Genomic DNA, 26,396 nt, shown 5'->3' on the forward strand with positions numbered 1-26,396 from the left:
TTTTTAATTTTCCTCGGCAGGTGGCGCCGGGGCGGGGATTTGAACCCCGGTGGGCAAACGCCCACGGGATCTCGAGTCCCGCGCCTTCCCTGGCTAGGCTACCCCGGCCCAAAACTATACCATCTCTAATGTCTTATAAACCTTTGTTCTCAACTAAGTGAGGGATGAAAAATGGCATTCCTTAAAGTTGTTCCATTAGAAAAGGCATTAGAGGTTGTGCTATCTTTCGATATTTCACCAGGAGTTGAAGAGGTTGAGCTTGAAAATGCTCTTGGAAGGATAGTTGCGGAAGATATATTTTCTCCTCTTGATGTTCCCCCTTTTGACAGGGCAACAGTGGATGGATATGCCGTTAGGGCAGAAGACACATTCATGGCCAGCGAGGCTAGTCCAGTAGAGCTCAGGATTGTTGGGGAAATCCATGCAGGAGAGACTCCAAAAATAGAGCTCCATAAAGGTGAAACCGCTTACATATCAACGGGTGCAATGCTTCCGAATGGGGCTGATGCTGTAATTCAGTTTGAGGACGTCGAGAGGTTCGATGATCGGATTAGAATATATAAGCCAGCATATCCTGGTCTCGGTGTTATGAAAAAAGGTGCAGACATAGAAAAAGGAAGGCTGCTAGTGAAGAAAGGAACGAGGCTAACATTTAAGGAAACGGCTCTTCTTTCTGCTGTTGGCATTTCGAGGATCAAGGTGTTCAGGAGAATTAGAGTTGGAATAATAAGTACTGGGAATGAGGTCATTTTGCCAGGAAGTGAGCTAAAACCTGGTCAGATATATGATATCAATGGTAGAGCCCTTGCGGATGCTGTAAGAGAGCTGGGGGGAGAGGGGATATTTATAGGGATAGCAAAGGATGATAGGGATAGCCTTAAAGATCTAATTAGAAAAGCCATAATGCTATCAGACATAATAGTTCTAAGCGGAGGGGCCAGTGGAGGAATGAGAGATTTAACGGCTTCGGTCATAGAGGAACTAGGAGAAATCAAAATCCACGGCATAGCAATTCAGCCAGGGAAGCCAACCATAATAGGATTGGTAGAAGGAAAACCAATATTTGGCCTTCCGGGATACCCGACAAGTTGCCTCACAAACTTCACTCTTCTTGTTGCTCCGTTAATACTAAAAGCGTATGGTAGAGAAGGAAGAATAAAGAAAGTGAGAGCAAGACTTAAGCATAAGGTTTTCTCTGTTAAGGGTAGGAGGCAGTTCCTCCCAGTAAAGCTTCAAGGGGATGTTGCAATTCCAATTCTAAAGGGAAGCGGTGCGGTAACAAGCTTTGTAGATGCTGATGGGTTCATAGAGATTCCAGAAAACGTCGAAAGTCTTGAAGAGGGGGAAGAGGTCGAAGTTACACTCTTTTCCTTTTAGCTAAACCTTATTAACTTAACGAGAAAACAGATAAGAGGGAGAAAGGATGAAAGTAAAGGTAAAGTACTTGGCGAGGTTCAGAACATTAGCTGGGATAGATGAGGAGATTATTGAGCTTCCAGAGGGAGCCACAGTTAAGGATTTAATTGAGGAAGTTAAAAAAAGGCATGAGAAGTTTAAGAAAGAAGTTTTTGGAGAAGGTTTTGACGAGGATGCTGATGCTAACATAGCAGTTAATGGCAGGTATGTAAGCTGGGACGAAAAATTGAAAGATGGTGATGTGGTTGGGATATTTCCGCCAGTAAGTGGTGGCTGACTCTTGCCTGAAGGGGAAGTAACTCGGGTGGAAGGTGATATAGATGGCCAGAGTGACTGTTAAGGTTTTTGCAACTTTGATCGAGATAATTGGAAAGAGAATTTTTGAGGAGGAAGCATCAACTGTTAAAGAGTTACTCGAGAAGATATATTCCCAGTACCCGAAGGTTAAGGAAGAGCTTGAGGAGGGGTATATGATTCTAATTAACGGTCACAATATAGAGCACCTTCAAGGTCTAGAAACACCTTTAAAGGATGGAGACGTTGTTAGTATATTCCCACCTGCTGGAGGCGGTTGAATGGAGTTTCATCTCTGGGGTGCTAAGGTTACAATAGAGCCAAAACCTGATCTGAAATACCTCTACATAGAGATCACGAACCGTTGCAACCTTAAATGTGAAATGTGTTTCAAGCAATATTGGGAAGATGAAGAAGGAGACATGGACTGGGATCTCTTCTTGAAGATTCTAGATGATGCAGAGGAATTCCCTGAACTTAAAATGATATACTTTGGAGGTATTGGAGAGCCTGCGGTACATCCAAGGTTTATGGACATGGTTAGGGAAGTTAAAAGAAGAGGTTTTGCCCTTGGAATGAGTTCTAATGGTGTTCTTCTAACAGAAAGAATGCTCGAAGAGTTCGTGAAGCTCGGTGTTGACTTAATATACTTCTCTATGGACGCTATACCCACGGCTTCTGACATAATAAAATTCGGACATGTAACGTCAAAAATTGTTGAAAACAGAATAAAAAAGCTGGTAGAGCTAAAGAAGGAGTATGGAACCGAGAAACCGGTCATTGGCGTAGAAGTTGTTGCAAGTAAGGAAAATTACAAGCAACTGCCTGATATGGCGCTATATCTAAGGAAACTTGGCGTGGACTCAATGCTAGTATCAAACATGATCCCAATGACAAAAGAACAAGCAAAACTCATCGTTTATGATGGAAGTGTTGATATGGATCCAATAGTTAGAGAGCTTCAAAGGATAGCAAGTGGCGGGCCTTTTATGAAAATTGCCGAATTTAAATTAAGAACTGAAAGGTATTGTGAGTTTGTTGAGAACAACGTAGCAGTAGTCAGGTGGGATGGAGAAGTTTTCCCATGCTACAGGTTCCTTCACACATATCCTGAAGTCATCTTTGGACGAGAAAAGAAAGTCATTGCCCACTCTTTTGGAAACGTTAGGAAAAAGAGTCTGAAAGACATATGGATGAGCAGAGAGTTTGTTTGGTTCCGATTTACAGTAAAGGCATCAGCATACCCCTCCTGCATTGACTGTCCACTAAATGATTCGTGCTCCTTTGTCCTAGACACGAGACAAGACTGCTGGGGAAATTCACCAAGCTGTGGTGATTGTTTATGGGGAAGAAGGATAGTTCTGTGCCCAATCCCGACAGAGTACATGGGGAAGTTCTTATAACCATAACAGTTCCACGAGAACTGTTTAAGAAGCTCAAGAGCATTGATATTGAGAGAGTTATAAGAGAAAATATTCCAAAGGTTGAAGAAACTTTCGTTGCTGAGTACATAGAGCATTTAGTTAAAAAGAGAGAAAGGTTGGAAGAGAAGCTCCACGAAATGGAAAAGAGTCTAGCAAGAATCGAAGAATTTTACAAGAAAGCGTTAAGTGACAATGAACTCATGAAGCTAGAGCGGAACAGGCTTAGGGAGGAAAATAAAATCCTAAAGAGGGAACTTATGCTAAAAAGATCTAGATAACCTTGGATTATACTCGAGCACTATCTCTCCATTTTTAAATACCCTTACGGTTCCACTTTCAGAAAGTGTTACAGCTATTGCTTTAGTTATTTTTGTTATAGCGGCTGCGGCCAAGTGTCTACTTCCTAGCCCCTGGGGGATCGTTACGTCTAAACTTTTAGGATCAACATCTAGATATCTTCCAGCACTCAAAATTCTACCCTTTGAGGTTATTATAAAGGCTCCATCTAGAAAGGAAAACTCCTTTATTATTGGCTTGATTTTAGGATCCAAGATGTTTAAATTGTGGGCCTTGAACGGATTTGGAACTATTTGATGAGAATGTTTCATAACTTCTTTCGTGTCCCCTATAACGAATATCGTTCCAACGGGCTTTCCTTCTCTCCCTTCTATACTTAGCTCGATTGCTATTTCTAATACCCTCTCAACTATACCCTCATACCTCTCAAAAATTTCATTTGATATCAAACTTTTCTCTTCAACTTTTTTAACACCTATAGAGTCTTTTGTCACATATACAAGGATCTCCCCCTTACTTATAACTCCCTGACCTTTGAGAAATGCTGCGACTAAGTTTAGTAGGTTGTCAATTCCAATGGAGAGAGGCAACGGAAGCTTTTTGATCCCTTGATCTCCCACCTCAAAATCTCCTCCAACAACAACTATCTGACCTCTAAAATCAGCATTTATATCTTCAAAGGGAGGGTGGACTAACACGAGAGCTTTAGCATTAAGCTCTTCTGCAAGCTCTTTTGCTTTTTTTAAAAGTATGTAGTACGTTTCCACTTCTTGCACCATCAATAATTTTTCAGTGTAACTTTATAAGGATTTGCTGAGCTTACTAATCTTGGTTGGTCAAAATGAAGGTAATAGTAGCTATAACTGGAGCAAGTGGTGCGATCTATGGAATTGAACTTATTAAAACATTAAAAAAACTTGGACATGAAGTTATAGTTTTAGCATCTGAAACTGGTAAAAGAGTTGCTAAATTTGAAACGGGGGTGGATATAGTTCCAGATTTTGAAGAAAATGATTTATTTGCTCCAATAGCTTCAGGTTCCCACCCCTTCGATGCCGTTGTGATAGCTCCATGTTCTATGAAAACACTATCGGCTATTGCAAATGGTTTCTCCTATAATCTAATAACACGGGTTGCAGATGTTGCGCTCAAGGAGCAGAGAAAACTTGTGTTACTTATAAGGGAGACCCCACTTAACTTGGTGCATCTCCAAAACATGTTGAAGGTTGCCCAAGCTGGTGGCATCATTATGCCAGCATCTCCAGCGTTTTATATTAAACCTAAAACACTAGACGACATGGTAAAGTTTATAATTGGGAAAATCCTCGACATATTGGGAATTACACATAATATCTATCCTAGATGGGGGATGAAAAATGCCGAACATCCAGCTAGATGATTTAGATAGAGCAATATTAAAATTGTTAAAAGGTGATGCGAGGCTCACAATCGCGGAAATTAGTAATAAGCTTGGTAAACCCGAGTCAACTGTTCACTTTAGAATCAAAAAATTGCAGGAAAGGGGAATCATAGGAAAATATACAATAATACTTGGAGAACCTTTAAAGCCCAAATATTTGGCCTTTATAATCTTGGAAGTTGGAAGACCCATTATAGAGGACTTTTTAGAAAGATACGTTGAGTACATAACTAAGACTCTCTCCGCTTTACCTGGAGTGCTCTTCGTTGCAAAGAGTGGCTCTGATAAAATAATTGCTCTAGTGGGAAAAAACGAGAAAGATGAATTAATGAGGTTTATAGAGGACAATATAAAGAGTATCCCAACCCTAAAAAACGTAATCGTCCTTCCAATTTCAGAAATCCAGAAAGGAGATGATGTAGCAGGGTTCTTAGCGGAGGTTTAAATTATGGAAATCGAGGTAAAATTTAGGGTGGATCTAGATAAAATAAAGGAGAAGTTAGAATCCCTTGGAGTCATATTTTCACATTTTGAAGATCAGGAAGATGTCTATTTTAGGGTTCCTAGACCAAAGCTTTTGAGAGTTAGAGCGATTCACAATATGAAAAAGTACTACATAACATATAAGGAGATAATGGACGAAAGAAATGAGGAGTTCTATGAGGTAGAATTCGAAGTTGGGAACTTTAATAAGGCGTTGGAAATGTTCAAGAGACTTGGATTTGAAGTTGAGGCTGTAATAAAGAAAAAGAGATGGGTCTACAAGCTGAATGACATAACATTTGAACTGAACAGGGTCGAAAAAGCTGGAGACTTTCTTGACATTGAGGTTATTGCAGAAAATCCTGAAGAAGCAAAAAAGAAAATATGGGAAGTCGCAAGGAAGCTTGGCCTCAGTAAAGAGGATGTAGAGCCAAGACTCTATATAGAGCTCATCAGCGGGTAATCTTCACTTGCTTCATTAGTTCAAGAGGTTCAGGATGCTTTTCGAAGTACTTCCTTATTGGCTCTAGGAGATCTATTAAGTACTCGGCTACTGCATTCTTCAAATCTAACGGGTGAAGCTTTCCTTCAGCAAAATCCTTCTTAAGTTCCTCGAAAGTTGTGTAAGTTACATCCCCTCCAAACTTCGCCGGCCTGTGGATTGTAAATTCCGTAGGCTCCTCTCTGAATATTATGTACTCTGCCCAGTCAAGTACCGGGTTGTACCTAACCTCTTTCGCCGGGCAGAAAGCTTTTCTAAGCTTCTGCTTTATCTCTTCTGGAGTATCGTGGATGAAAACTGCTGAGTAGGGTTTTGATTTACTCATCTTCATCTGTGCCTTTATCTCCTTGAACTCTTCTTCGCTTTCAATAGGCCACTTTGGAGGTTCCTGAAGTCCAAGGAGCAAATGATGATGAACTGCAACAGGTTTTAACTTCTCCCCATTGTGCATTATCGGATGGTACCTAAGCTTCTGGGCAACTTCAATGGCTATTACGTGAGCTTTTCTCTGATCCATTCCGGCATGTGCTATGGTAACCCCCTGGTAGAAGATGTCGGCAACTTGCATCATTGGATAGATCAACTTTGCGAAGTCTATAGCCTCTCCCATCTGTCTTCCCATTATAGTTATTGACCTCATGACTCTGCTCAGGGTGACATTCTTTGAGATGTCAATTACAGTTTGCCAGTAGTCCCCTTTCTCGAGAATTTCACTGGCAAGGACAAACTCAACTTTCTTGGGATCTCCTCCCATGACCTCAATGCTCTTTTCCATTCCAACCTTGAAGTACTTCAACGCAACCTCTTGAATGACATCGAGATCTCCGCCCAACTTATCGTTTATCCAGCTGTGCCAATCTGCTAGAAATACTCTTGTTTTTATTCCTGCCTTTTGAAAGTCAGCTATCTTAGCCCCCGCCATTAGTCCAGTTCCAAGATGAATGTAACCGCTTATTTCAAATCCTATGTAATGTTGTAGAGGAGCGCCCACCTCAAAGAGATACCTCAAATTTTCAACCGTTAAGACTTCCTCCGTTGGCTTCTTCAACACGAGATTTATTCTTTCTTCAATGTCCATACACACCACCAGCTTCATAAAGGATTATACATTTAAGGAATTTTCGAGATGATGAGCCCTTGCACTGCTGAAGGGTGATGAAGCTGGACCACGGCTGAATTGCATTCTCTCTTCATATAAGCAAAATGACACCTGTTATTATTAGCAAAACTCCAATAACTGATCTAACAGTGATTTCCTCTCCTAGGAATATCCATGCCAATAGAACAGCAAGAGCCACACTCATCCTGTCTATTGGAGCAACTATGGAGACTTTTCCAAGTTTTATTGCTTTAAAGTAGAAGAACCACGATAGCGCTCCGGCCAGTCCTGAAAGGGTGAGAAAAATTAGTTCTCTAGTAGGTGGAGTTGTGATGTTTTTCCTACCTACACTCACTGCAAAGAGGAAAATTGTCATTATCAAGGCTCTTATAGCTGATCCTACTTCTGGAGAAGTATTCTTGAGGCCTAACTTTCCAAAAATTGGAACAAGAGAAGCAAAGAATGCAGAAAGAAGGGCGTATCCTATATAATTCATCCTTGGGCCTCCTTTATTGCCTCCTTAACAACTCTCTCCGCCCTCTTCATTAGTTCTTCTGCTCTCTCTCTTGTATGAGCCTCTAGCGTTATCCTCATTATAGGCTCAGTTCCACTAGGCCTGAAAAGAATCCACCAATCCGAGTTCTCAATTCTTATTCCATCGATGTCTATTAACTTCTCATACTCAAATTCCTTTAACACCCTCTCCGCTATAATCTCCATGGCCCTTTTCTTGAACTCATTTGGACACGGAATTTTTGCTCTTAAAGTTACATACCTAGGAACTTCCTTGGCGAGTTCACTTATAGGGCCTAACCGGTCTATCATTTCAACAACTAAGGCTCCGGCGAAAATTCCATCCGGCGTGAGATTCCATTGAGGCATTATCCATGTTCCACTTGGCTCCCCTCCAAAGATGCCCCCATGTTTTTTCAGCTCTTCAGCAACCGCAACATCACCAACCTTTGTCCTAACGACTTCCCCTCCAAAAGGCCTTACATAGTCGTCTAGAGCAAATCCGGCATCAACCGTCGTTACTATCTTTCCTTTTCCGAACTTTTTGAGCATATAACCTGCTATGAGGGAGAGCGTGACTTCATACTCAACGAAGTTTCCTGCATCGTCAACAACTCCAATTCTATCCGCATCCCCATCATGGGCTATTCCAAGGTCGGCATTCATAGCTTTGACGACTTTTGAGAGCATTGCAAGACTCTTGGCGTTTGGTTCGAGCTCTCTAATAAAGAAGCCACTTGGATGGGAGTTCAAGCCTATGACCCTATTTCCGAGTTCTCTTTGGAGATAGGGGCTTAGAATTGAACCGGCTCCATTTCCAGTATCGACAACAATTGTGTACGAGTTTTCGAGGTGAATGTTCTTTAGAACTTCATTTATGTACTCTCTTTTTGGATCTTCCTCTCTTAATTTTCCAATTTCATTCCATGCAACTTTCTTGAACTTTCCTGAATCTATTATCTCCTCCAACTTTCTCTCTTTCTCTTGCGTGTATGCCATACCATCCTTGTCCCAAACTTTTATTCCATTATATTCGGGGGGATTATGAGAGGCTGTAATCGTAACTCCCGCGTCAGCATCATAGAGTTTTATCGCGAATCCAGTTAATGGCGTTGGGGCCAGACCTATATCAATAACATCGATTCCCGTGGATAGTAGGCCACTTATTACAGCATTTTTTAGCATTTCACTGCTTGTCCTTGTATCAACTCCCACCACAACTGTTCCTTCTCCAAGATAACTTCCCAAGGCAAGGCCGACCTTCAAGGCAAGTTCGGGTGTCAGCTTCTCATTAACAACTTCTCTTATTCCACTAGTTCCAAAGTACTTCCCCACCGAGAACACCCCCCGATTATTTCACAATTTTAAAATATCTCTTTTAACTTTAGCTAGAGATTTAGCCCTTTTGAGGGAAACAGGGTTTTCTGTTACTCCTCCCTCCTTAACCCACGTCCCTACTATTATACCGTCTGAATACCTTAGGAAAATTCCTATGTTATCTAAAGTAACCCCAGAGCCAACAACTACCGGAACATCAATAAGGTTCTTTGCTCTCCTTACCACCTCTATGTCTGGTGGACTGCCAGTTCTTGCTCCAGTTATAATAACGGCATCAGCTCCTCCTCTTTCTACAGTGTCCAAAAGGGAATCTTCGAAGCTGGAGAAGTGAACTGCATGCTTAACATGAACATCCGCAAGGATCAAGATATTAGCCGGTAATTTTGACTTCAGAAGTGCAAGATCTCGTGCACATCCTTCTATTATACCTTGGTCGGTAAAGGCGACTCCAGTAAGTACGTTTACTCTTATGAAGTCAGCTCTAACGGCATATGCTATTGAGTAAGCAGCAATACAATCATTTCTTAAAACATTAATCCCAAGCGGTATTGATATTTCTCTTTTCACTTCTCTTGCAACTATAGAAAACGCGGCCAGGGTTTCTTTTCCAATAGTTTTTCCAAAAGGGTAATCCATGTAATTTTCGACAATCACACCATCGAATCCCGCCTCTTCGTACGTCTTTGCATCTTTAATGGCTCTTTCAATGACTTCCTCAAGATTTCCTGAATACCTGGGGGATCCAGGGAGAGGCCCGAGGTGAACTACTCCTATTAAAGGCTTATTTTTGAATTCCATGATTAGGGTTAATAAGCGGTTCCTCTGTAAAATTTTTCGGTGGTTAAGATGATAGATGCTCACGCTCATATTGAATTCTTCAAAAAGAACCATGTTGAGATAGTTAATGAAGCGAGGGAAAAATTAAGGGCCATAGTTGATTCAATAACTGAGTACAGGAAAGTTCACGTGTGGAAAAGTTGGGAGATTCTAAAACCCTACTTTGGTTTTCTCTTCCCTACACTAGGATATCACCCTAATGAAGCTAAAAGAGGAAACTGGGAGAAAGTTGAGAAAGTGGAGGAATTTATAATCAAGCACAAAGATGATATATTTGCAATTGGGGAGATAGGACTTGACTACTACCATGCGAAGACCCTTGAAGAAAGGAGAAACCAGGAAAAAATCTTCAGGCATTTTCTTGAACTTGCTCAGGAGCTAAAATTACCCGTAGTTGTACATGCCAGGGATGCAGAAGGAGAAGCGCTCAGAATAATCAGCGAATACGATGTTAAAGCATACTTTCACTCCTATACTGGAGACGTTGAAACTGCTAAGGAAATAATAGATCACGGTCATGTTATAGGGATAGTTACTGGAATCGTCTTTATTCCAGAAGTTAGAAAGGTAGCTGAAGCAATCGAAATTGATTATCTTTTAGGAGAGACAGACTCCCCTTATATGAGTCCATATAAGGGAGTCAAAAATAAGCCATGGTACGTTGAAGTTGTTGTCAAGGAGCTAGCAAAGATAAAGAATGTTTCGATATATGAAATAGAGAGGATACTAGAGAAAAATACAATTGAATTCTTTTCGCTTCCTTTATAACGAATTTCAAACTTATTCTTTTCTTTTTTCGGACAAAATTCTTTTAAAGGCATTTTTCAAAAATTAGGTTGGCCTAATAATATTGGGAGGTGCCTAATTTGTATGTGCCACTGACAGCACTAAATGAAGGGGAGGCAGGTGTGGTCATTGACATCCGAGGAGGCCCAAATGCTAGGGCTAAATTGATAGCGATGGGCATAGCTCCCGGAGTAACAATTAGGGTCATTAAGGGTAGGGGACCAGGCCCGATGATAGTCGCTGTTGGCTCTTCTAGAATAGCCCTTGGATGGGGAATAGCAAACAAAATACTTGTCAGGAGGGTGTGAACATGCTTAAGACAATAGCATTAGTTGGGAATCCAAACGTTGGAAAGACCACAATATTCAATGCCCTCACTGGACTAAGGCAGCATGTGGGCAACTGGCCAGGCGTCACTGTTGAGAAGAAGGAGGGAATATTTGAGTATAAGGGCAGGGAGTTTCTAGTGGTTGACCTGCCAGGAATATATTCAATGACTGCTCACAGTGTTGATGAGCTAATAGCCAGAAATTTCATTCTAGAGGGGAATGCAGATGTAATTGTCGATATAGTTGACTCCACTTGTCTGATGAGGAACCTTTTCCTTACACTGGAGCTCTTTGAAATGGGGGCAAAGAACGTTGTGATAGCATTAAACAAGTTCGATCTTATAAAGAAGAAAGGGGTTGAAATTGATATCAAAGCTATGGAGAAAGCCCTAGGGGTTCCTGTTGTTCCAACTAACGCGAAGAGTGGAGAAGGGCTGGAGGAACTTAAGAGAACGATAGTCATGATGGCAGACGGGAAGATAACGACGAATCCAATCGTAGTTAAGTATGATGACGACATAGAGAGGGAAATACAGCACGTTTCTGAAGTACTCGAAGGAACACCGTTAGCAGAGAAGTATCCAGTAAGGTGGCTTGCTATAAAGCTCCTCCAAAGAGACGAGGAAGTGATAAAGCTGGTACTAAAGTATCTTGGACAATCTAAGATGGATGAAATACTAAAGCATATAGGGGAGCTTGAAGAGAAGTACAAGAGGTCATTGGATATAGTTATGGCGAGTCAAAAGTATGAGTTCCTTGAGCAGCTGTTGAGAAAATTTGTGAGGCATCCCGCTGAAATAAGAGAAACATTGAGTGACCAGTTGGATAAACTCTTAACGCATCCCGTTTATGGAATAATATCAATGCTCATAGTGTTTTATCTACTCTTCCAGTTTGTGTTTACCCTGGGAGGACCTCTTCAGGAGTGGCTTGACTCTGCATTTTCATGGCTTGGAGAGGCAATAGCCCCCCATATAACTAATGAAACTTTGAGAGGGCTAATAGTGGATGGAGTAATCGGCGGAGTTGGAGCAGTGCTCAGCTTCTTCCCATTGGTATTCCTCCTCTTCGTGGGCATGTCAATACTTGAAGACACAGGATATATGGCCAGAATTGCGGCTATGATGGAGAGGTTCCTTAGGATATTCAATCTTCCGGGAAAGGCCATAATTCCAATGGTACTGGCATTTGGATGTAATGTTCCAGCAATCATGGCCACAAGGACATTAGAGAATGAAAGAGACAGAATATTGACAATGCTAGTTAATCCCCTAGTTCCATGCGTCGCGAGGATGGTCGTAATAACTTTCCTCGCAGATACATTCTTCCCGGACAAAGCAGCACTAGTTGCGATAAGCATTTATGCAATAGCGATAGCCCTAGCCTTAATCTCAGCTCTAATCCTCGGAAAGTTCTTTATAAAAGGTGAGGAAAGTCCGTTCATAATAGAACTTCCAGACTACTCAATACCATCATGGAAGACCGTTATAATCCATTCCTGGGAGAGGAGCAAAGAGTTCCTTAGAAAGGCAGCAACCGTGATACTGCTCGGTTCAATAGCCATATGGTACTTGTCCTCTTATCCCCAACCAGTTGGGACTGGACTAAGCTACGCTGAAAGGCTAGGAAAAGCTCTCGAACCAATAGCCAAGCTGATGGGACTGGACTGGAAGGCAGCTGTTAGTTTAATCTTCGGTATAATAGCGAAGGAAAATGTGATAGCAACATACAGTGTAATTTACGGCGTTGGAGAAGAATCTCTGGCAGGAGCTATGGTTCACGCAATGACGCCCTTGCAGGCATATGTACTCGCCCTAGTTACTACTCTATATCTCCCTTGCATAGCCACACTAGCAGCAATAAGGGCTGAAGGGGGAACCAAGTGGATGAGTGTGGCTGCATTGTACAACTTAACACTGGCCACAATCGTCGGGATTATAGCATATGCCATAGGCTCGGTGATATGAATGGGAAAGTTTGAACAGATATTAGATCTCCTTCGAAATGGAACTTACACAATTGAGGAGCTAGCAAAGAAATCTGGCTTATCTAAAGAGGAAGTTGAAGGAATACTAGAAATACTCAAGAGCATGGGATACCTAAAAGAAGTTGAAGCACCAAGCTGTGAGTTATGCCCATTAAAGAAAGTCTGCCCAGGGAAGTGCGTCCGCTCAGGAATTAAAGCTTATGTTCCGACATTTGAAATTTAACCTCTTTTTTAGCCCCTTTTATTTTAATACTCTCAATAAACAATTCTTCATGATTTCCAAATGTTTTACTAGACCTTTTTAGAACGACCTCAACCTCGGGCTTTTCATCTGGGAAAAATTCGGATACTCCAGAAATTTCCCTAGTAGTTGCGTTAAATTTTACAATAATTATATCTCCCCTTTCTTCTTCTTTAACGTTCTCAATGGTATTTGGAATGAGAAAAGGTAACTCAGCTATCAACTCGGCATCTACAACTTCATTTTTTGGTATATATAGGACAACTTCCTCTGGGATATAAGGTGATTCACTATAAAACGCTAGTAATATACTGTCTCCCTTTAATCTCGCCTCACCGACACTTTCCTTCCCCTTCATTATTGTTATTTCTACATTTCCTTCAGACACCTCGTGAATTTTCAGGAGAGTGTTGACAAGCTTGTCTTCTTCAACTTTTACCCTTACCATATCCCATTCTCTTTTATACCGTAGAGGGAGCCTCTTCTTCGGCCATTCAAACACAAGTTGATATTTGGCCAACCCTCTTCACCCTCATTAATTATTTTACCATAACTAATTGTCTAATCAAGTGAAATTTACAAAATATGTGTTAATAAATTTTTTGCTTAATAAAAAATTGTTTCAAAACCTAGAAGACAAGAACTCATTGAGATTTATTCTTTGCTCAAGCCATTCCCGGACAAATCCAACAATAACTATTGGAACCCTTCTTAAGTCCTCTATAGTTTTTGCTCCTACTAAAAACATGGCATTTTTGATCTCTTCTGCATATCCTATGATAACTTTTTTAACCCCTTCAACATCCCCTTTCGCAGCTGGCTTAAGAACTGGGAGTGCAACTCCTACTAGCGTTGCACCCAGTGCGAGAGCTTTTGCCATAGTTATGCCATCCCTCATGCCACCACTAGCTATTATGGGGAGACTCGTCCAATACCTTACTTCTGCCAAACTTATTGCAGTTTTAATCCCCCAGTCCCAGAACCTCAGTGCTAACATCTTTCCAAACTCATCTTTTGCCCTGTAGTATTCCACACCACTCCAGCTCGTTCCACCAAGTCCACTTATGTCTATTGCATCGATCCCTATTGATTCCAGCTTTACAGCAACCTCCCTGGAAACTCCCGCTCCTGTTTCCTTTGCTATAACTGGATAATCAATGTTTGCCTTTATTTCGGCGAGGGCCTCAAGAACGCCAGAAAATGTTGTATCTCCCTCGGGCTGAACGCTCTCTTGCAAGGGGTTCATGTGGATAGCTATGGCATCGGCCTCAATTTTCTCTATCGCATACAAGACCTCCCTAATCCCATATCTCCTTTTTGCGTTCTTCCCAAATTGGGGAGCTCCAAGATTTCCTACTAAGAACACATTGGGAGCAACGTCCCTGACATAGTAACTTTCCCATGTCTCTGGGTTTTCAATCATAGCCCTCTGACTGCCAACACCGAAGGGAATGTTAAGTTCTTCAGCAGCTTGAGCCAGAGTTCTGTTGATCTTCCAAGCTATCTCCCCCTTTCTTGTTCCCCCCGTCATGCCGGTTATCATTATTGGATAGTCAAATTTTCTGCCAAGAAACTCAACACTTAAATCAACTTCATCCTTGTCGATCTCAGGGAGACTACTGTGTATTAGGAAAATATCTTCAAAGCCATTGGAAACATGCGCTTCAACGTTCCTTTTTAGGCAATGTTCTATATGCTCAAACTTTCGAAGAATAGTTCTATGGCCTTCCTCCAACCATCTCCCCTCCTTACAATTAAGAACAGATTTTTTGTAGTTAACATAGTTTATGTAGCATAAGGGTGGTGGACCGGGCGGGATTTGAACCCGCGGCCTCCGCCTTGCGAGGGCGGCGCTCTCCCAGGCTGAGCTACCGGCCCACTCCATTGGCTACCTCACAAGAGAGGTTTAAAAGTTTTTGGAGGGAACATTTAAAAAAGAAACATTCATAATGTACAGGGGACTGTAAAATGGTAGGAATAAAGTCATTTGGAGAAGCTATAAACTTTGTATTTTCTAATCCTAAATTAGTAATACTACCTTTAATAGTTCTATTGGCCTTTGCCCCAATTAGAGCATACCTACAAAAGGACATCTCATCAATATACCCTCTAGAAGAGCTCGAAAAGGGTTTAATGGTGGAGGAGTATGGAGCTGTTGGATCTGCATTTCTCCCTGAAAGCTTCCTCAAGAAACTGCTGTTTGTTTCACTTCTCCAACTCTTAATCAGCTCAGCTATTCAGTATGGAATAGTCTTGTACTCGGCTGAAGTTAGAAGAGGCAAGAATTTTAGCATATTGGACAGCCTAATTGTAGGATTTGAACATATAGCTCCAGCATTTTTGTTGAACATACTAATAATCCTGATAATTGCTCTCTTTGCAATTGTAGTTGCATTTCCTTTTCTGATAATAATTGGACTTGGTGTACTGGGAGATACTCATGGATTGGTAAGCATTGGTCTCCTCCTTTTGATGTTTGCTGAGCTGGTTTTCATTCCCTTCCTAGTTGGCATGACTTCAGTTGTATTTCCAGCCTACGTTCTGGAGGGTAGCATTGGGAAGGCAATCAAAGCAATGTTCATCCCTCTAAGGAAAAAACTATCGACGTATGGGTTTGGTCTTCTCCTGGTATTATCGGCAATAGCCCTCTTAGTTGCTGGAAGCATAGCCTATACGATGGTGTACTTGCTATCCCCAAACTTTGTTGGAATTCTGATTGGATTACTCCTTCAATCTCCTTTTGTGGCCCTTCTATTCGTCTTAACGAGTGTAGCTGGGTTAATATTTTATCAAAACCTAGTTGATGAAGTTAAGCTTTTAAGTGAGTCCTCTGGCATTATGCCAGATGTACGAACTTACTGAAGATTTAAAGCTCAGGAAGATTACAAAGTACGAACTCGATGGAGTGGATGAAAGAGACGACCTATTGGTTATTCCACCCTCTTCAAAAGCGGGGCCATGTGGAAATGGTTGTATATTCTGTTATCTCCTTCAAAATCCGCCAGACATGATATATAAAGTTCCGAGGCATGACACTTTAAACGACCCTGAGCTAGAGATGAGGATAAAATATGCTCGAGAAAATTATGATCTGTGGATTAGAGTTACTGATACATCCGGAAACGTAAGGTTTGATGAGAAGAGAATTGAAAGTCTTTACAAAGCTGGGCTTGACGAAATACAGATTTCCGTTCATACAACAAAAAAGGAAGTCAGAGTTAAATTAATGAGAAACAGGCATGCTGGGAAGCTTATAGATCTACTTCCCCTTGTAGCTGAGAATTTCAGAGTAATAGCTGATATAATACTCACTCCTGGATACAACGTTTGGGACATTGGAGAGATAATAGAAGACCTTGACAGAATGGGAATTCATGAGGTCAGGCTTTTCCCAGTAGGCGTTACGAAGTACAATAAATTTAACGTTCGTCCTCTAACCAAGGAAGAGCTGATCTTTGTCAAGGAGGTTGCTCTTCAGAAGGATAAAGAGCTCGATATAAAGGTTGTCATCCCTCCAATATTTTTGGCCCTCTTGGGGGAGTTTACTATTGGATTAAAACCATTTGACATTGAACCAACCATCCCAACATACATCTTCACGGGAGAACTTGCCTATCCAGAGATGAAGAGGCTCTTTCCAAAGATTAAGGTTGTAATGGTAAAAAATGAATTTTTCGGTGGCAATATTGGAACGGCTGGTCTTTTAACTGGTAGGGATGTGTTGAGGGAGGTATTAAAGCTTCCTGAAGTTGACATAGGACTTATAATACTTCCAGAACTCATGTTTTATGGAGACATGACACTTGACGGATGGAAAAGAAATGAGCTCTTTACAAAGATACTGGTTGAGAAGGGTTATATAGTTGAAACTGCCCTTGAACCTCAAGAGATACCTAAGATTATCAAGAACATATCCCTATGATGAAAGAGCTGTTAAATGATTCGATGATTAAAGGATGGCTGGCTGAGGGGAGCAAAAATGAGAAAGACTCCATACTATTCATATGTAGTTGGGGACCTCCCTGAAGGTTGCAAGTACTGTGTGAGGGGAGAGAAGCTGGTTCTCTTTGTAACGGGGGTTTGTCCAAGAAATTGCTTTTACTGCCCCCTTAGCCCTTGGAGAAGGAATGATGTGACCTATGCAAATGAAAGGCCTGTAAAAAGAATAGAGGATATATTTGAAGAAGCAAGAATACAGGAAGCAAAAGGAGCCGGAATTACTGGAGGTGACCCCCTCGCTAGGCTGTCAAGGACAGTGGAGTACATAAAGGCACTAAAAGAGGAGTTTGGGAAAAAGTTTCACATCCACTTATATACAACGGGAGTTCTAGCAGATGAGAAAGCTCTTGAAAGACTTTATGATGCAGGTCTCGATGAGATAAGATTCCACCCAGATTTATTTGAGCCAAACTCAAAATTCTTCCAGAGAGAAATTGAAAATCTAAAGAAAGCCTTTAATTTTGATTGGGATATCGGAGGAGAAGTCCCTGCGATTCCGGGATTTGAAGAGAGAATTAAGTGGTTTGCAAGTCTCTTAGACAGCTTGGGGGCAAAGTTTCTCAACATAAACGAGCTCGAATACAGCGAAACAAACCTCCGGAATCTTCTCTCCAGAGGGTACAAGCCAATTAGTGACGAGAGCTCTGCAATAAAAGGGAGCCTCGAGTCGGGACTAAGCATTCTTGAATGGGGCGAAAAGAACACATCCTTAAATTACCACCTCTGTACTGCAAAGCTCAAGGATGCTGTTCAACTTAGAAACAGGTTAAGAAGAATGGCAAAAAATGTGGCAAAGCCATACATGGAGATCACAGAAGATGGAACGTTAAGATTTGGAATAGCAGAATACGATGATCTTACAGAGCTTTATGAATTTTTAATTAAGGAGGCTGAGGTTCCAGAGGAGTGGCTCTATATAAACTGGGAGAAGAAGAGAATAGAAATGCCAGTAGAGGTTGCAGAAGAGCTTGCAGATGCAATTGAAGGGGATGTGAAATTCTACATAGTGGAGGAGTACCCGACGTGGGATAGAGTTGAAGTTGAAAGGATACCTCTCAATTAATTATTTAAATTCTTTAGGCTAGTCTAATTTTGGTGAGGTGAAGGTGGTTTCAAAAAGAGAAGAAGAGTACCTTGAAGTCATGTATCTCCTACAAAAAAATAAAGGAGTTATTAGGGTTAAGGACATAGCTAGAGTACTTAGAGTTAAACCTCCCAGCGTTGTTGATGCCCTAAAAAAGCTTGCCGAAAAGGGGCTAATTGAATATGAAAAATATGATAGGATATTATTAACCGAGGAAGGAAGGAAGATAGCTGAAGAAACATATTCAAAGCACCTATTGTTGACTGAATTCTTCACAAACGTTCTGGGCATACCTCCGGATATTGCCGAGGAAGATGCCTGCCAGTTTGAGCACTATGTTCATGACATAACCATACAGAGGATAAAAGAGTTCATATCATACATCCAGGAGAACTGTCCATATGTTCTGAAACAGTTCTTAAAAAAAGTAATGGAAGAATCAGAAGACTCCCGCAAGGTAGGCAAAGTATCCAACGAACACCAAGGCTAGAATATACATTAATGGGTGTACTTCTTTCCACCTTCCTGTGAATACCTTCAGTAAGGTGTAGCTGATGAAACCTACTCCAATACCGTCCGCTATTGAGTAAGTGAAGGGTATGGTTATCAAAACCAGGAATGCTGGAATTGCTTCTGTTGGGTCACTGAAATCAACTTCTTTAAAAGCGCTCATCATGTAGTAACCCACTATAACAAGGGCAGGGGCCGTTGCAAATGCTGGAATAGCTTTTGCAACTGGGGCTATAAACAGACCTATTGCTAGGAAGAGAAGACCAGTAACGACTGCAGTTAACCCTGTTCTTCCACCTTCCTCAATTCCAGCAGCACTCTCTATGTACGTTGTTACGGTTGAAGTACCGAGGATAGCACCAAAGGTTGTTCCTATTGCATCGGTAAGGAGAACCTTCTCTGCATCTGGTATCTTCCCCTCTTTAGTCAGGAACCCTGCCTTTGCGCTTAGTCCAGTTACGGTACCCAATGTGTCGAAGAAGTCAACCATGAAGAATGCAAACACAACTCCAAGGGCTCCAGCGTTTATCAGACCGTGCAAGTCAAGCTTCATAAACGTATAGCTTATCGTTGGCATTGAGAATATTTGCTCTGGTCTTGGAGCTACCCCCGTAATCCATCCTATTATACTGGTAGCGAGAATCGATATCAGCAATGCTCCCTTAATTCTGAGACCTATTAGAATTGCCGCAACGAACAGACCGAAGAGGAACAGCAATATTTCGGGTTTTGCAAGGGCTGGAGCGTTGAGGCCCGTAAACTGAAGAATTCCCTCTTTTGTAGTTGCAGCCGTTAATAGGCCAACGTCGTTAAGTCCAATGAACGTCAGGAAGAGACCGATTCCAGCACCAACGGCATATTTCTGACTTATTGGAATTGCATGAATTATAGCACTCCTGACCTTTGTTATGCTGAGGATAATGAATATTATACCTTCAACGAAGACAGCAGCAAGGGCTACTTTCCACCCGTATTTTGGCGCTACTGTGAAGGCAAAGTACGCGTTGAGACCCATTCCCGGAGCTAGTGCAAAAGGCTTCTTTGCGTAAACACCCATAAGTATTGTCGTTAAACCCGCGGCGAGTGCGGTCACTGCAACGAGTGAATCAAACGCGTCTTTGCCCATTGCATTACTCAGAATTGCTGGATTAACAAAGAGAATGTAAGCCATCGTCATGAACGTCGTTACACCGGCAAGAACTTCAGTTTTGAGATCAGTACCATATTTTTCAAACTCAAAATATCTCTCAATCCACCCCATCATGGCACCTCCAATTGCCTTTGTTTTGTCAAATGATGGCATATTTTTAAGATTTATTTTACAAATATATGTTAAAACTCAAAAGAATAGGAAGAAAATACAACTAATAAAAAGATTTATCCAGTTGCTCCCTTAAGTGCGTCCTTGCACGGACATTTCCTCTCTTTTGGAATTAAAGGAATTGCAGCAATTATTAGGGAAACTATTTCCTTAGTCTTTTTCTTCATTAGTTCAACGACTTCAGTATGGGTTAATTTCTGCTTACTTATTCCCGCCGCATAGTTTGTGACTATTGCAACGCTCGCATAGCACATCTCAAGTTCCCTGGCTAAAATCGCCTCTGGACACTGTGTCATTCCAACAACATCCCCACCAAGAATCTTGTATGCCCGAATTTCAGCTGCAGTTTCAAACCTTGGTCCCTCAGTGCATACGTAAGTTCCCCTAGGGTGATAGGGAAGGGCAAGGTTCTTTGCAGCTGTTATTAAAGCCCTCCTAATTTCTGGGCAGTAGGGCTCAGTAAAGTCAATGTGTGCAACAAACTTCCTATCATGAGGACTATCCTCCCCATCATAGAAAGTTCTCGGCCTTGATACTGTGAAATCCATAAGCTGATCAAGAATAACGAAATCTCCTGGTCTCATATTTGGATTCAGTGAACCTACTGCAGATGTTGCTATTATCCTCTCAACCCCAAGCTCATAAAGGGCCCAAATATTGGCTCTATAATTTATCTTGTGAGGAGGAATTGAGTGTCCTTTTCCATGTCTTGCTAAAAACGCAACTTCCTCATCTCCTACTTTTCCAATGGACACTAGCACATCACCGTAGGGAGTCTTTACTGTTTTCTCTTTCTTCTCTTCTGCTGGAAAGTCATAAACTCCAGACCCACCTATAACGGCTACTCTAGGCATTATATCACCAACTATACTTATGCGGAACTGTTTTAAAATCGTCCTAATGAGATGACAATGGGTGGGCCGGTAGTTTAGCCAGGACAGAACGCCGCCCTCCGGAGGCGGAGGTCCCGGGTTCAAATCCCGGCCGGCCCGCTAGAACAATTTTTGGGGCTAACAAGCATGATCCTGTGGAAAGATGGAAAACTGGGACTTCCAATAAAGGAAGCCATAAAAATAGTCCCAGAACTAGCTTATTATGTTGATGATAAGGGAAGGCTAGACTTTTCTAACAGGCAGGCAAGGATCTTATATAACAAGGCTATTGCAAGAGCCTTATTCGGCCTTGAACTTGAGTATCACCCAAAAGGTCTCGTAACAACTCCAATTTCCAGGTACATATTTCTAAAAACCTTTCTAAAGGGGGGAGAAAAAGTTCTTGAAATCGGAACCGGACATACAGCCCTAATGGCCCTCTTAGCTGAAAAGATATTTGGGTGTGATGTGACTGCAACTGAAATAGACGATGAGTTCTTTGAATATGCCCTGAAGAACATTAAAAGGAACAAAGCTGGTGTCAAATTAGTAAAAAGTCATGGAGAAATAATAAAAGGCCTAATTAGCGAGAGGTTTGACGTAATATTTTCAGCCCCTCCATACTATGACAGGCAGAAAGGAAACGTTCTCACTGAAGGGGAAGCAATAGGGGGAGGGGAATATGGGGAGGGATTCTCCATTAGGCTAATAGAAGAAGCTATTGATTATCTCAATCCAGGGGGCAAAGTTGCACTCTTCCTCCCAGATAAGGAAAGTCTGTTAGAAAAGATAAAGAATAAGGCCGAGGAGATTGGGTACTCTATTAGAGATATAAGGTTCAGAGTAGGGACAAGGTGGAGACACAGTTTAATCCTTAAACTTTAGCAATGGATCGCTATTAAGCACTATGTACTCTGCAACAAACCCTGGTTCGAGCTTTCCTAAGCCCCCAGCAAGTGAAACCTCTGCAGAACCTGCGGTATAGTAGTGAAGGGCCCCCTCAACACTAACTTTTTCCTCCCTTGTATACTCAAATAGCTCAACCTTTCCCTCTCCTCTCTTTACTGCTGCCTCAACTGTCAACCATGGGTCTGCAGGCTCAATTGGAGAGTCTGTGCTAAATCCTATCGGAGCGTACTTAGAAAGTGTTTTAAATCTATATACAAGCCTAGCTCTTTTCTCTCCCACCCTCTTAACAACCCACCAGTCGCTTATTATAAAGTGGGGTTGCACAGACAGTCTAACGTTTAGCTCCTTTATTCTTTCCAACTGATCATCCCTTACAACAGAAGCGTGCTCAACTCTTCCTGCGAAGTTCGTCTCTTCAAAAGCATCGAGCACAACGTCCAGTGCTCCATCACCAATAGCATGAACCGCAACATCTAACTTGAGGAGCTTTGCTCTCTCAATAATATCAGCCAGCTCCTCCTTTGTAGAAACGAGCTCACCAGAAGTTGAGGGATCATCTGAATAGGTTTCACTTAAAAGGGCAGTTCTTGCTCCGAGGCTTCCATCTGCGAACAGCTTAACTCCCCAGATTCTCAATTTTTTCCCTTCAAACCTTCCGAAGTTCATCTCCTCAAGCCACTCTAGTAACTCTGGATTTAAGTAAGCGAAAACGTTGATTTTAAGTTTTCCATCTCTATCAAGTTGGAAGAGAGCCTTTAATGCCTTCTCACCTACGCTCATGAAATCTACAGACAGAACACCCAGCTCTATTAAGTGCTCTTGAGCCTTTTCTATAAACCTTTTGTAATCCTCAACTGTTAGTATTCTCTCATTTATTATTCTCCTAGCCTCCTCCAGTGCTTTTTCTCGTACTATTCCCATATTTTCATCGAAATCTTTAGTCTTACTTAGATTTAGGAGCTCAATCATTTTAGAATTCATCACAGCAACGTGGAAACACTTCCTATAAAGGAACACCGGCTTGTCTATATTGTCAAGGTCTTCCCTGGTTGGCCATCTACCAATTTCATCCTGATCCCATCCAAAGCCGAGAATTATTCTGCCTTCCCCGCTTTTTACTCTCTCAACGAGCTCCTCAATACTCTTAACACCTCTTAGATCCACCATCTCAAGGCTCATTCCAAGTTCATCGAGATGAATGTGAGAATCAAAGAACGCGGGCATGACGTACTTCCCTTGGAGATCAGTAATTTTTCCACCAGTAGCTTCAGCAATGCTTCTGGCTGTTTCTGAATCTCCAGCGTATATGACTCTTCCATTTGCGATTACAAGCCCAGAAACTTTTCTTAGTGGACTAAAAGATGTATAAATTGTTCCGTTTATGAGGGCCTCCAACCTCACCACCATGTATTTTATATGATGAAAATTTTTAACTTTCGCGAACACCTTAAGATTGGTGATTAAACGTGAAGAAGCTTCTCATGGGTAACGAGGCCATAGCTTACGGAGCCCTTGAAGCTGGAATAGCGTTTGCTACAGGCTACCCCGGAACCCCCTCGACGGAAGTAATTGAGACAATAGCAAGGCTAAAACCAGAAGTCTTCGCTGAATGGGCACCAAATGAAAAGGTTGCCTTAGAAGAAGCTGCTGGTGTTTCGTATGCAGGATTGCGAAGTTTGGTAACAATGAAGTGTGTGGGTCTCAACGTTGCAGCTGATCCCCTAATGAGTCTAGCGTATTCGGGTGTTGAGGGAGGATTAGTTATTCTAGTGGCGGACGATCCTGGCCCTCACACAAGCCAGACTGAACAAGATGATAGGTACTATGGAAAACTTTCTCTACTTCCCGTGCTTGAACCATATGACCCTCAAGAGGCTCACGACTTAATCATATACGCCTACGAGCTCAGTGAGAAGTACAAGGTTCCAGTAATATTTAGGACAACTACGAGAGTTAACCATACAACGGCCGATGTAGAGGTTGGCGAGTTTAAAACTCTAGAAAGAAAGCCCCACTTCAAGAAGGACATAGAGAGGTACGTAAGGGCAAGCATGGAAGGAAACAGAAAGAGGCACAAGTGGCTAAATGATACATTAAGAAAAATTGAGGATGAATTTAACGCTTTAAAATTCAACTGGATTGAGGGAGAGGGTGAGATAGGAATAATTGTGGAGGGAGCTCCGTATAATTACGTTAAGGAAGTTCTCCCTGAGATTGGAGAAAACTTTAAGATCTTAAAGCTGTCAACCCCTCATCCCCTCCCAAGGAGACTCGTTATTGAATTCTTGAAAAGTGTCAAAAGGGTCATAGTAATCGAAGAAGGAGCACCATTCTTGGAGGAAGAGATCAAAATAGTTGCGTATGAAGAGGGACTTAGAGTGCCAATTTTCGGAAAGAGAACGGGTCATCTACCCCTCGAAGGTGAGCTTACCCCCAGGTTAGTTAGAAACGCCCTCCTTAAGCTTTTGGGCAAAGAAGAGGAGGAACTAAAACTCCCTAAAGAGGTCGAAGATGCCCAAGCTTTAGCTCCTAAAAGGCCCCCAGTTATGTGTCCAGGATGTCCGCACAGAGGAAGCTACAGAGCGTTACTCGACGCTCTCAGGGAATTAGGCTATGGGAAGTTTGACATCCCAATCCATGGGGATATAGGATGCTATGCTCTGTCCTTACTTCCCCCATTAGAGGCCATATGGACAGAGTTCGTTATGGGAGCAAGCATAAGTTTGGCCAATGGCCAAAGCGTCGCCCTTGGAAAGAAAGTAGTAGCTACAATTGGAGATTCCACATTCTTCCATAATGGAATACAGCCTCTTATCGATGCAGTTTACAAGAACTTAGATGTTCTCGTTCTAATATTAGACAACAGAACAACGGCAATGACTGGCCATCAGCCACATCCAGGAACAGGTGGAAGCGAAACAGGAAGGAATTTTACTGAAATTGACATAGAGGCTCTTGTTAGAGCTATTGGGGTCAAGTACGTTAAAACAGTAGATCCATATAATCTAAAGGAGACAAAGGAGGCAATAAAAGAGGCAATGAGGGTTAAAGGACCTGCGGTGATAATAGCAAGAAGAGAATGTGTAATTCCAGTTATAAGGAGAGGTGAAATTGGAGAAATCCCAGTGGTAATTGAAGATAAGTGTACTGGATGCAAAGCGTGCATACTCCTAACCGGATGTCCAGCATTGGTATACGACCCAGAAACTCGGAAGGTCAAGATTGACAACTTAATATGTACAGGGTGTGGCCTGTGTAATCAAACCTGTCCATTCGATGCAATTAAATTCCCAAGTGAACTCTAAATTTTTTCGGTTTTTGGTGTTTTGGGTTGTTTTTGGTTTTACTCTTCTCTAAGCCCTTCACTTCAAAATTAACTCCTCGAGAGTGGATTGGAGGGCTTTAGTAATCAATCGTTAGAATATTACAATCCGTAATAATTAATCCCAAAAACCATCACGAAATTTTTTCAAAATTTTTAGAGGAACCACTAGAACCCTCCAAAAACCCTAAACATTATGGAAACCTAGAGTTTTGGAAAGTACTATACTCCCGTGCCTTGATTTTGAGTTTACTCTTATGATTGACCATTGGAGTTTAACACTGTTCAAAACTTACTTGAGGGTAGAGGATTCACAAGGCGTTGTTTTGGATGATAGAACTGTTTAGAGTTCTCTTCTCTAGGCATTCATCCAACCCTAAAAAGCCCCCTCCAGCAAAAACCTTATAAAAAATCAAGAGAATAATGTAAAAACAAAAAACACCAAAAAAGCCCCCTGTTCCAATAAGACTAAAAAAGAATTGAAAGGGAGTCAATGTTGCACTCAATACGTGACATTAGACACGGGTTCCAATAAGACTAAAAAAGAATTGAAAGGGTATCCAAATAGCTTGAAAAACCGACAAGCCATCCTGTTCCAATAAGACTAAAAAAGAATTGAAAGTACATCGACACGAGCGAATACTACCACATCGAGGCAAGTTCCAATAAGACTAAAAAAGAATTGAAAGCCGTGTCCTCTGTAGTAGTATAATAAACCTGGGCGTCGTTCCAATAAGACTAAAAAAAGAATTGAAAGATGAGCCCTCCTTTTGACGGCTTGGTACTTTGGTACGCCCCGTTCCAATAAGACTAAAAAAGAATTGAAAGTCTTCAATCATGTTCTCAATGGAATAGACGTCTATAAGTTCCAATAAGACTAAAAAAGAATTGAAAGGAGGAGGTAGCAAATGCGATTTGGAATGTGAAACTGAGTTCCAATAAGACTAAAAAAGAATTGAAAGCGTGGTTCTGGAGTATCTTACCCTCGAGCTGCGGGTTTGGTTCCAATAAGACTAAAAAAGAATTGAAAGGCCGATTCAGTTCGAGACTGTGAGGCAGTCAGGAACTGTTCCAATAAGACTAAAAAAGAATTGAAAGGAATAAAAGGGCTACAAAAGGGGGAAGGTTTCAACAAGGCTAAAGGAATTGATTGAGTTAAAAAGCATCTTGATAGTAAACTTTATAAATCCAGACCAAAGAAGAAAATGACGGACGGTGGGCCGGTAGCTCAGCCTGGTATGAGCGCCGCCTTGGCAAGGCGGAGGCCCCGGGTTCAAATCCCGGCCGGTCCACCACAAATTTGGGCGGGCCCGTGGTCTAGACTGGTTATGACGCCACCCTGACAAGGTGGAGGTCCGGGGTTCAAATCCCCGCGGGCCCACCATTCAACTTAAAAATATTCCCCAAATTCTG

General features: G+C 41.8%; 28 protein-coding genes, 5 tRNA genes and 1 CRISPR repeat array. Of the genes, 21 read left to right on the forward strand and 12 right to left on the reverse strand.

Annotated features, from left to right (window positions below; all coding sequences use genetic code 11):
- Positions 1-21 precede the first annotated feature (21 nt).
- Positions 22-108, reverse strand: a tRNA-Ser gene (locus PY04_RS05435).
- A gap of 63 nt (positions 109-171) precedes the next feature.
- On the opposite strand from PY04_RS05435, the gene glp reads away from it, so the two are divergent.
- The 5 genes from glp to PY04_RS05460 are packed head-to-tail and all read left to right on the forward strand — an operon-like array spanning position 172 to position 3,412.
- Positions 172-1,377, forward strand: coding sequence for a gephyrin-like molybdotransferase Glp (gene glp, locus PY04_RS05440; protein ID WP_014734142.1), 1,206 nt, complete (start codon positions 172-174; stop codon positions 1,375-1,377).
- Between the two features lie 46 nt (positions 1,378-1,423).
- Positions 1,424-1,693, forward strand: a complete 270-nt coding sequence (locus tag PY04_RS05445) for a MoaD/ThiS family protein (protein ID WP_014734143.1) — start codon at positions 1,424-1,426, stop codon at positions 1,691-1,693.
- A 43-nt stretch (positions 1,694-1,736) separates the two neighbouring features.
- The gene (locus PY04_RS05450; protein ID WP_014734144.1) at positions 1,737-1,991 is read left to right on the forward strand and encodes a MoaD family protein; all 255 of its coding nucleotides are present in this window, start codon (positions 1,737-1,739) and stop codon (positions 1,989-1,991) included.
- On the forward strand, positions 1,992-3,113 hold the full coding sequence (locus PY04_RS05455) for a tungsten cofactor oxidoreductase radical SAM maturase (RefSeq protein WP_014734145.1): 1,122 nt from the start codon (positions 1,992-1,994) through the stop codon (positions 3,111-3,113).
- On the forward strand, positions 3,053-3,412 hold the full coding sequence (locus PY04_RS05460) for a hypothetical protein (protein ID WP_014734146.1): 360 nt from the start codon (positions 3,053-3,055) through the stop codon (positions 3,410-3,412). The genes PY04_RS05455 and PY04_RS05460 overlap by 61 nt, the downstream gene beginning before the upstream one ends.
- Here the strand turns inward: PY04_RS05460 and PY04_RS05465 are convergent.
- The gene (locus PY04_RS05465; protein WP_193384563.1) at positions 3,395-4,210 is read right to left on the reverse strand and encodes a diadenylate cyclase; all 816 of its coding nucleotides are present in this window, start codon (positions 4,208-4,210) and stop codon (positions 3,395-3,397) included. The two genes, PY04_RS05460 and PY04_RS05465, sit on opposite strands and share 18 nt — an antisense overlap.
- A gap of 62 nt (positions 4,211-4,272) precedes the next feature.
- On the opposite strand from PY04_RS05465, the gene PY04_RS05470 reads away from it, so the two are divergent.
- From PY04_RS05470 to cyaB, 3 genes are read left to right on the forward strand one after another with little or no spacing between them, the layout of a single operon-like run.
- Entirely contained in the window at positions 4,273-4,830 is a 558-nt protein-coding gene (locus tag PY04_RS05470) for a UbiX family flavin prenyltransferase (RefSeq protein WP_014734148.1), read from the forward strand.
- A complete protein-coding gene (locus PY04_RS05475; protein ID WP_014734149.1) occupies positions 4,808-5,296 on the forward strand; it encodes an Lrp/AsnC family transcriptional regulator in 489 nt (162 codons plus the stop codon). Before PY04_RS05470 ends, PY04_RS05475 begins: the two co-directional genes overlap by 23 nt.
- A gap of 3 nt (positions 5,297-5,299) precedes the next feature.
- Positions 5,300-5,797, forward strand: a complete 498-nt coding sequence (gene cyaB / locus PY04_RS05480) for a class IV adenylate cyclase (RefSeq protein WP_014734150.1) — start codon at positions 5,300-5,302, stop codon at positions 5,795-5,797.
- On the opposite strand, the gene PY04_RS05485 is transcribed toward cyaB, so the two are convergent.
- From PY04_RS05485 to PY04_RS05500, 4 genes are all read right to left on the reverse strand, one after another.
- Positions 5,787-6,914, reverse strand: coding sequence for a tyrosine--tRNA ligase (locus PY04_RS05485; protein ID WP_014734151.1), 1,128 nt, complete (start codon positions 6,912-6,914; stop codon positions 5,787-5,789). The two genes, cyaB and PY04_RS05485, sit on opposite strands and share 11 nt — an antisense overlap.
- 112 nt (positions 6,915-7,026) lie before the next feature.
- A complete protein-coding gene (locus PY04_RS05490) occupies positions 7,027-7,431 on the reverse strand; it encodes an EamA family transporter (RefSeq protein ID WP_014734152.1) in 405 nt (134 codons plus the stop codon).
- Positions 7,428-8,783, reverse strand: a complete 1,356-nt coding sequence (gene glmM / locus PY04_RS05495; protein ID WP_014734153.1) for a phosphoglucosamine mutase — start codon at positions 8,781-8,783, stop codon at positions 7,428-7,430. The genes PY04_RS05490 and glmM overlap by 4 nt, the downstream gene beginning before the upstream one ends.
- A 21-nt stretch (positions 8,784-8,804) precedes the next feature.
- On the reverse strand, positions 8,805-9,584 hold the full coding sequence (locus tag PY04_RS05500; protein ID WP_014734154.1) for a BtpA/SgcQ family protein: 780 nt from the start codon (positions 9,582-9,584) through the stop codon (positions 8,805-8,807).
- Between the two features lie 48 nt (positions 9,585-9,632).
- On the opposite strand from PY04_RS05500, the gene PY04_RS05505 reads away from it, so the two are divergent.
- The 4 genes from PY04_RS05505 (at position 9,633) to PY04_RS05520 (ending at position 12,948) form a co-directional block, all read left to right on the forward strand.
- A complete protein-coding gene (locus PY04_RS05505) occupies positions 9,633-10,391 on the forward strand; it encodes a YchF/TatD family DNA exonuclease (RefSeq protein WP_014734155.1) in 759 nt (252 codons plus the stop codon).
- Between the two features lie 98 nt (positions 10,392-10,489).
- Positions 10,490-10,717 (forward strand): FeoA family protein, encoded by a 228-nt coding sequence (locus PY04_RS05510; RefSeq protein WP_048056033.1) that lies wholly within the window; start codon positions 10,490-10,492, stop codon positions 10,715-10,717.
- A gap of 2 nt (positions 10,718-10,719) precedes the next feature.
- Positions 10,720-12,705 carry a ferrous iron transport protein B gene (gene feoB / locus PY04_RS05515; protein ID WP_014734157.1) on the forward strand — a complete coding sequence of 662 codons (1,986 nt, stop codon included), beginning with the start codon at positions 10,720-10,722 and terminating at the stop codon, positions 12,703-12,705.
- A complete protein-coding gene (locus PY04_RS05520; protein ID WP_014734158.1) occupies positions 12,706-12,948 on the forward strand; it encodes a FeoC-like transcriptional regulator in 243 nt (80 codons plus the stop codon).
- Here PY04_RS05520 and PY04_RS05525 read toward each other — a convergent pair.
- The 3 genes from PY04_RS05525 to PY04_RS05535 all read right to left on the reverse strand — a co-directional run bounded on the left by PY04_RS05525 (position 12,917) and on the right by PY04_RS05535 (position 14,844).
- A complete protein-coding gene (locus PY04_RS05525; protein ID WP_048056034.1) occupies positions 12,917-13,486 on the reverse strand; it encodes a hypothetical protein in 570 nt (189 codons plus the stop codon). The genes PY04_RS05520 and PY04_RS05525 overlap by 32 nt on opposite strands.
- Before the next feature lie 102 nt (positions 13,487-13,588).
- Entirely contained in the window at positions 13,589-14,701 is a 1,113-nt protein-coding gene (gene fni, locus PY04_RS05530) for a type 2 isopentenyl-diphosphate Delta-isomerase (protein ID WP_014734160.1), read from the reverse strand.
- A gap of 66 nt (positions 14,702-14,767) precedes the next feature.
- Positions 14,768-14,844: transfer RNA gene (locus tag PY04_RS05535), tRNA-Ala, on the reverse strand.
- A 90-nt stretch (positions 14,845-14,934) separates the two neighbouring features.
- On the opposite strand from PY04_RS05535, the gene PY04_RS05540 reads away from it, so the two are divergent.
- From PY04_RS05540 to PY04_RS05555, 4 genes are all read left to right on the forward strand, one after another.
- Positions 14,935-15,828, forward strand: a complete 894-nt coding sequence (locus PY04_RS05540; RefSeq protein ID WP_014734161.1) for a hypothetical protein — start codon at positions 14,935-14,937, stop codon at positions 15,826-15,828.
- Entirely contained in the window at positions 15,812-16,888 is a 1,077-nt protein-coding gene (locus PY04_RS05545; RefSeq protein WP_014734162.1) for a DUF512 domain-containing protein, read from the forward strand. The genes PY04_RS05540 and PY04_RS05545 overlap by 17 nt, the downstream gene beginning before the upstream one ends.
- Positions 16,889-16,945: 57 nt before the next feature.
- Positions 16,946-18,028 carry a radical SAM protein gene (locus PY04_RS05550; protein WP_014734163.1) on the forward strand — a complete coding sequence of 361 codons (1,083 nt, stop codon included), beginning with the start codon at positions 16,946-16,948 and terminating at the stop codon, positions 18,026-18,028.
- 79 nt (positions 18,029-18,107) lie between these two features.
- The gene (locus PY04_RS05555; RefSeq protein WP_014734164.1) at positions 18,108-18,539 is read left to right on the forward strand and encodes a metal-dependent transcriptional regulator; all 432 of its coding nucleotides are present in this window, start codon (positions 18,108-18,110) and stop codon (positions 18,537-18,539) included.
- Here PY04_RS05555 and PY04_RS05560 read toward each other — a convergent pair.
- Both PY04_RS05560 and mtnP read right to left on the reverse strand, forming a co-directional pair.
- Complete coding sequence (locus PY04_RS05560; protein ID WP_014734165.1) at positions 18,489-19,820, reverse strand: NCS2 family permease; 1,332 nt, start codon at positions 19,818-19,820, stop codon at positions 18,489-18,491. The two genes, PY04_RS05555 and PY04_RS05560, sit on opposite strands and share 51 nt — an antisense overlap.
- A 116-nt stretch (positions 19,821-19,936) precedes the next feature.
- Entirely contained in the window at positions 19,937-20,734 is a 798-nt protein-coding gene (gene mtnP / locus PY04_RS05565) for an S-methyl-5'-thioadenosine phosphorylase (protein WP_014734166.1), read from the reverse strand.
- Between the two features lie 63 nt (positions 20,735-20,797).
- Between mtnP and PY04_RS05570 the strand changes: the two genes are divergently transcribed.
- Both PY04_RS05570 and PY04_RS05575 read left to right on the forward strand, forming a co-directional pair.
- Positions 20,798-20,872 (forward strand) — tRNA-Arg (locus PY04_RS05570).
- Between the two features lie 27 nt (positions 20,873-20,899).
- The gene (locus PY04_RS05575) at positions 20,900-21,637 is read left to right on the forward strand and encodes an RlmF-related methyltransferase (RefSeq protein WP_014734167.1); all 738 of its coding nucleotides are present in this window, start codon (positions 20,900-20,902) and stop codon (positions 21,635-21,637) included.
- Here the strand turns inward: PY04_RS05575 and PY04_RS05580 are convergent.
- Positions 21,620-23,068 (reverse strand): amidohydrolase, encoded by a 1,449-nt coding sequence (locus PY04_RS05580; protein ID WP_014734168.1) that lies wholly within the window; start codon positions 23,066-23,068, stop codon positions 21,620-21,622. The genes PY04_RS05575 and PY04_RS05580 overlap by 18 nt on opposite strands.
- Before the next feature lie 59 nt (positions 23,069-23,127).
- On the opposite strand from PY04_RS05580, the gene iorA reads away from it, so the two are divergent.
- From iorA to PY04_RS05595, 3 genes are all read left to right on the forward strand, one after another.
- Positions 23,128-24,966 carry an indolepyruvate ferredoxin oxidoreductase subunit alpha gene (iorA, locus tag PY04_RS05585; RefSeq protein WP_048056035.1) on the forward strand — a complete coding sequence of 613 codons (1,839 nt, stop codon included), beginning with the start codon at positions 23,128-23,130 and terminating at the stop codon, positions 24,964-24,966.
- Positions 24,967-25,439: 473 nt separating this feature from the next.
- A CRISPR array of direct repeats spans positions 25,440-26,138; the repeat unit is 30 nt; unit sequence GTTCCAATAAGACTAAAAAAGAATTGAAAG.
- 62 nt (positions 26,139-26,200) lie between these two features.
- Positions 26,201-26,278 (forward strand) — tRNA-Ala (locus tag PY04_RS05590).
- 11 nt (positions 26,279-26,289) lie between these two features.
- Positions 26,290-26,367 (forward strand) — tRNA-Val (locus tag PY04_RS05595).
- The last annotated feature ends 29 nt before the right edge of the window (positions 26,368-26,396 follow it).

Source organism: Pyrococcus sp. ST04 (assembly GCF_000263735.1).
Classification (GTDB): Archaea; Methanobacteriota_B; Thermococci; order Thermococcales; family Thermococcaceae; genus Pyrococcus.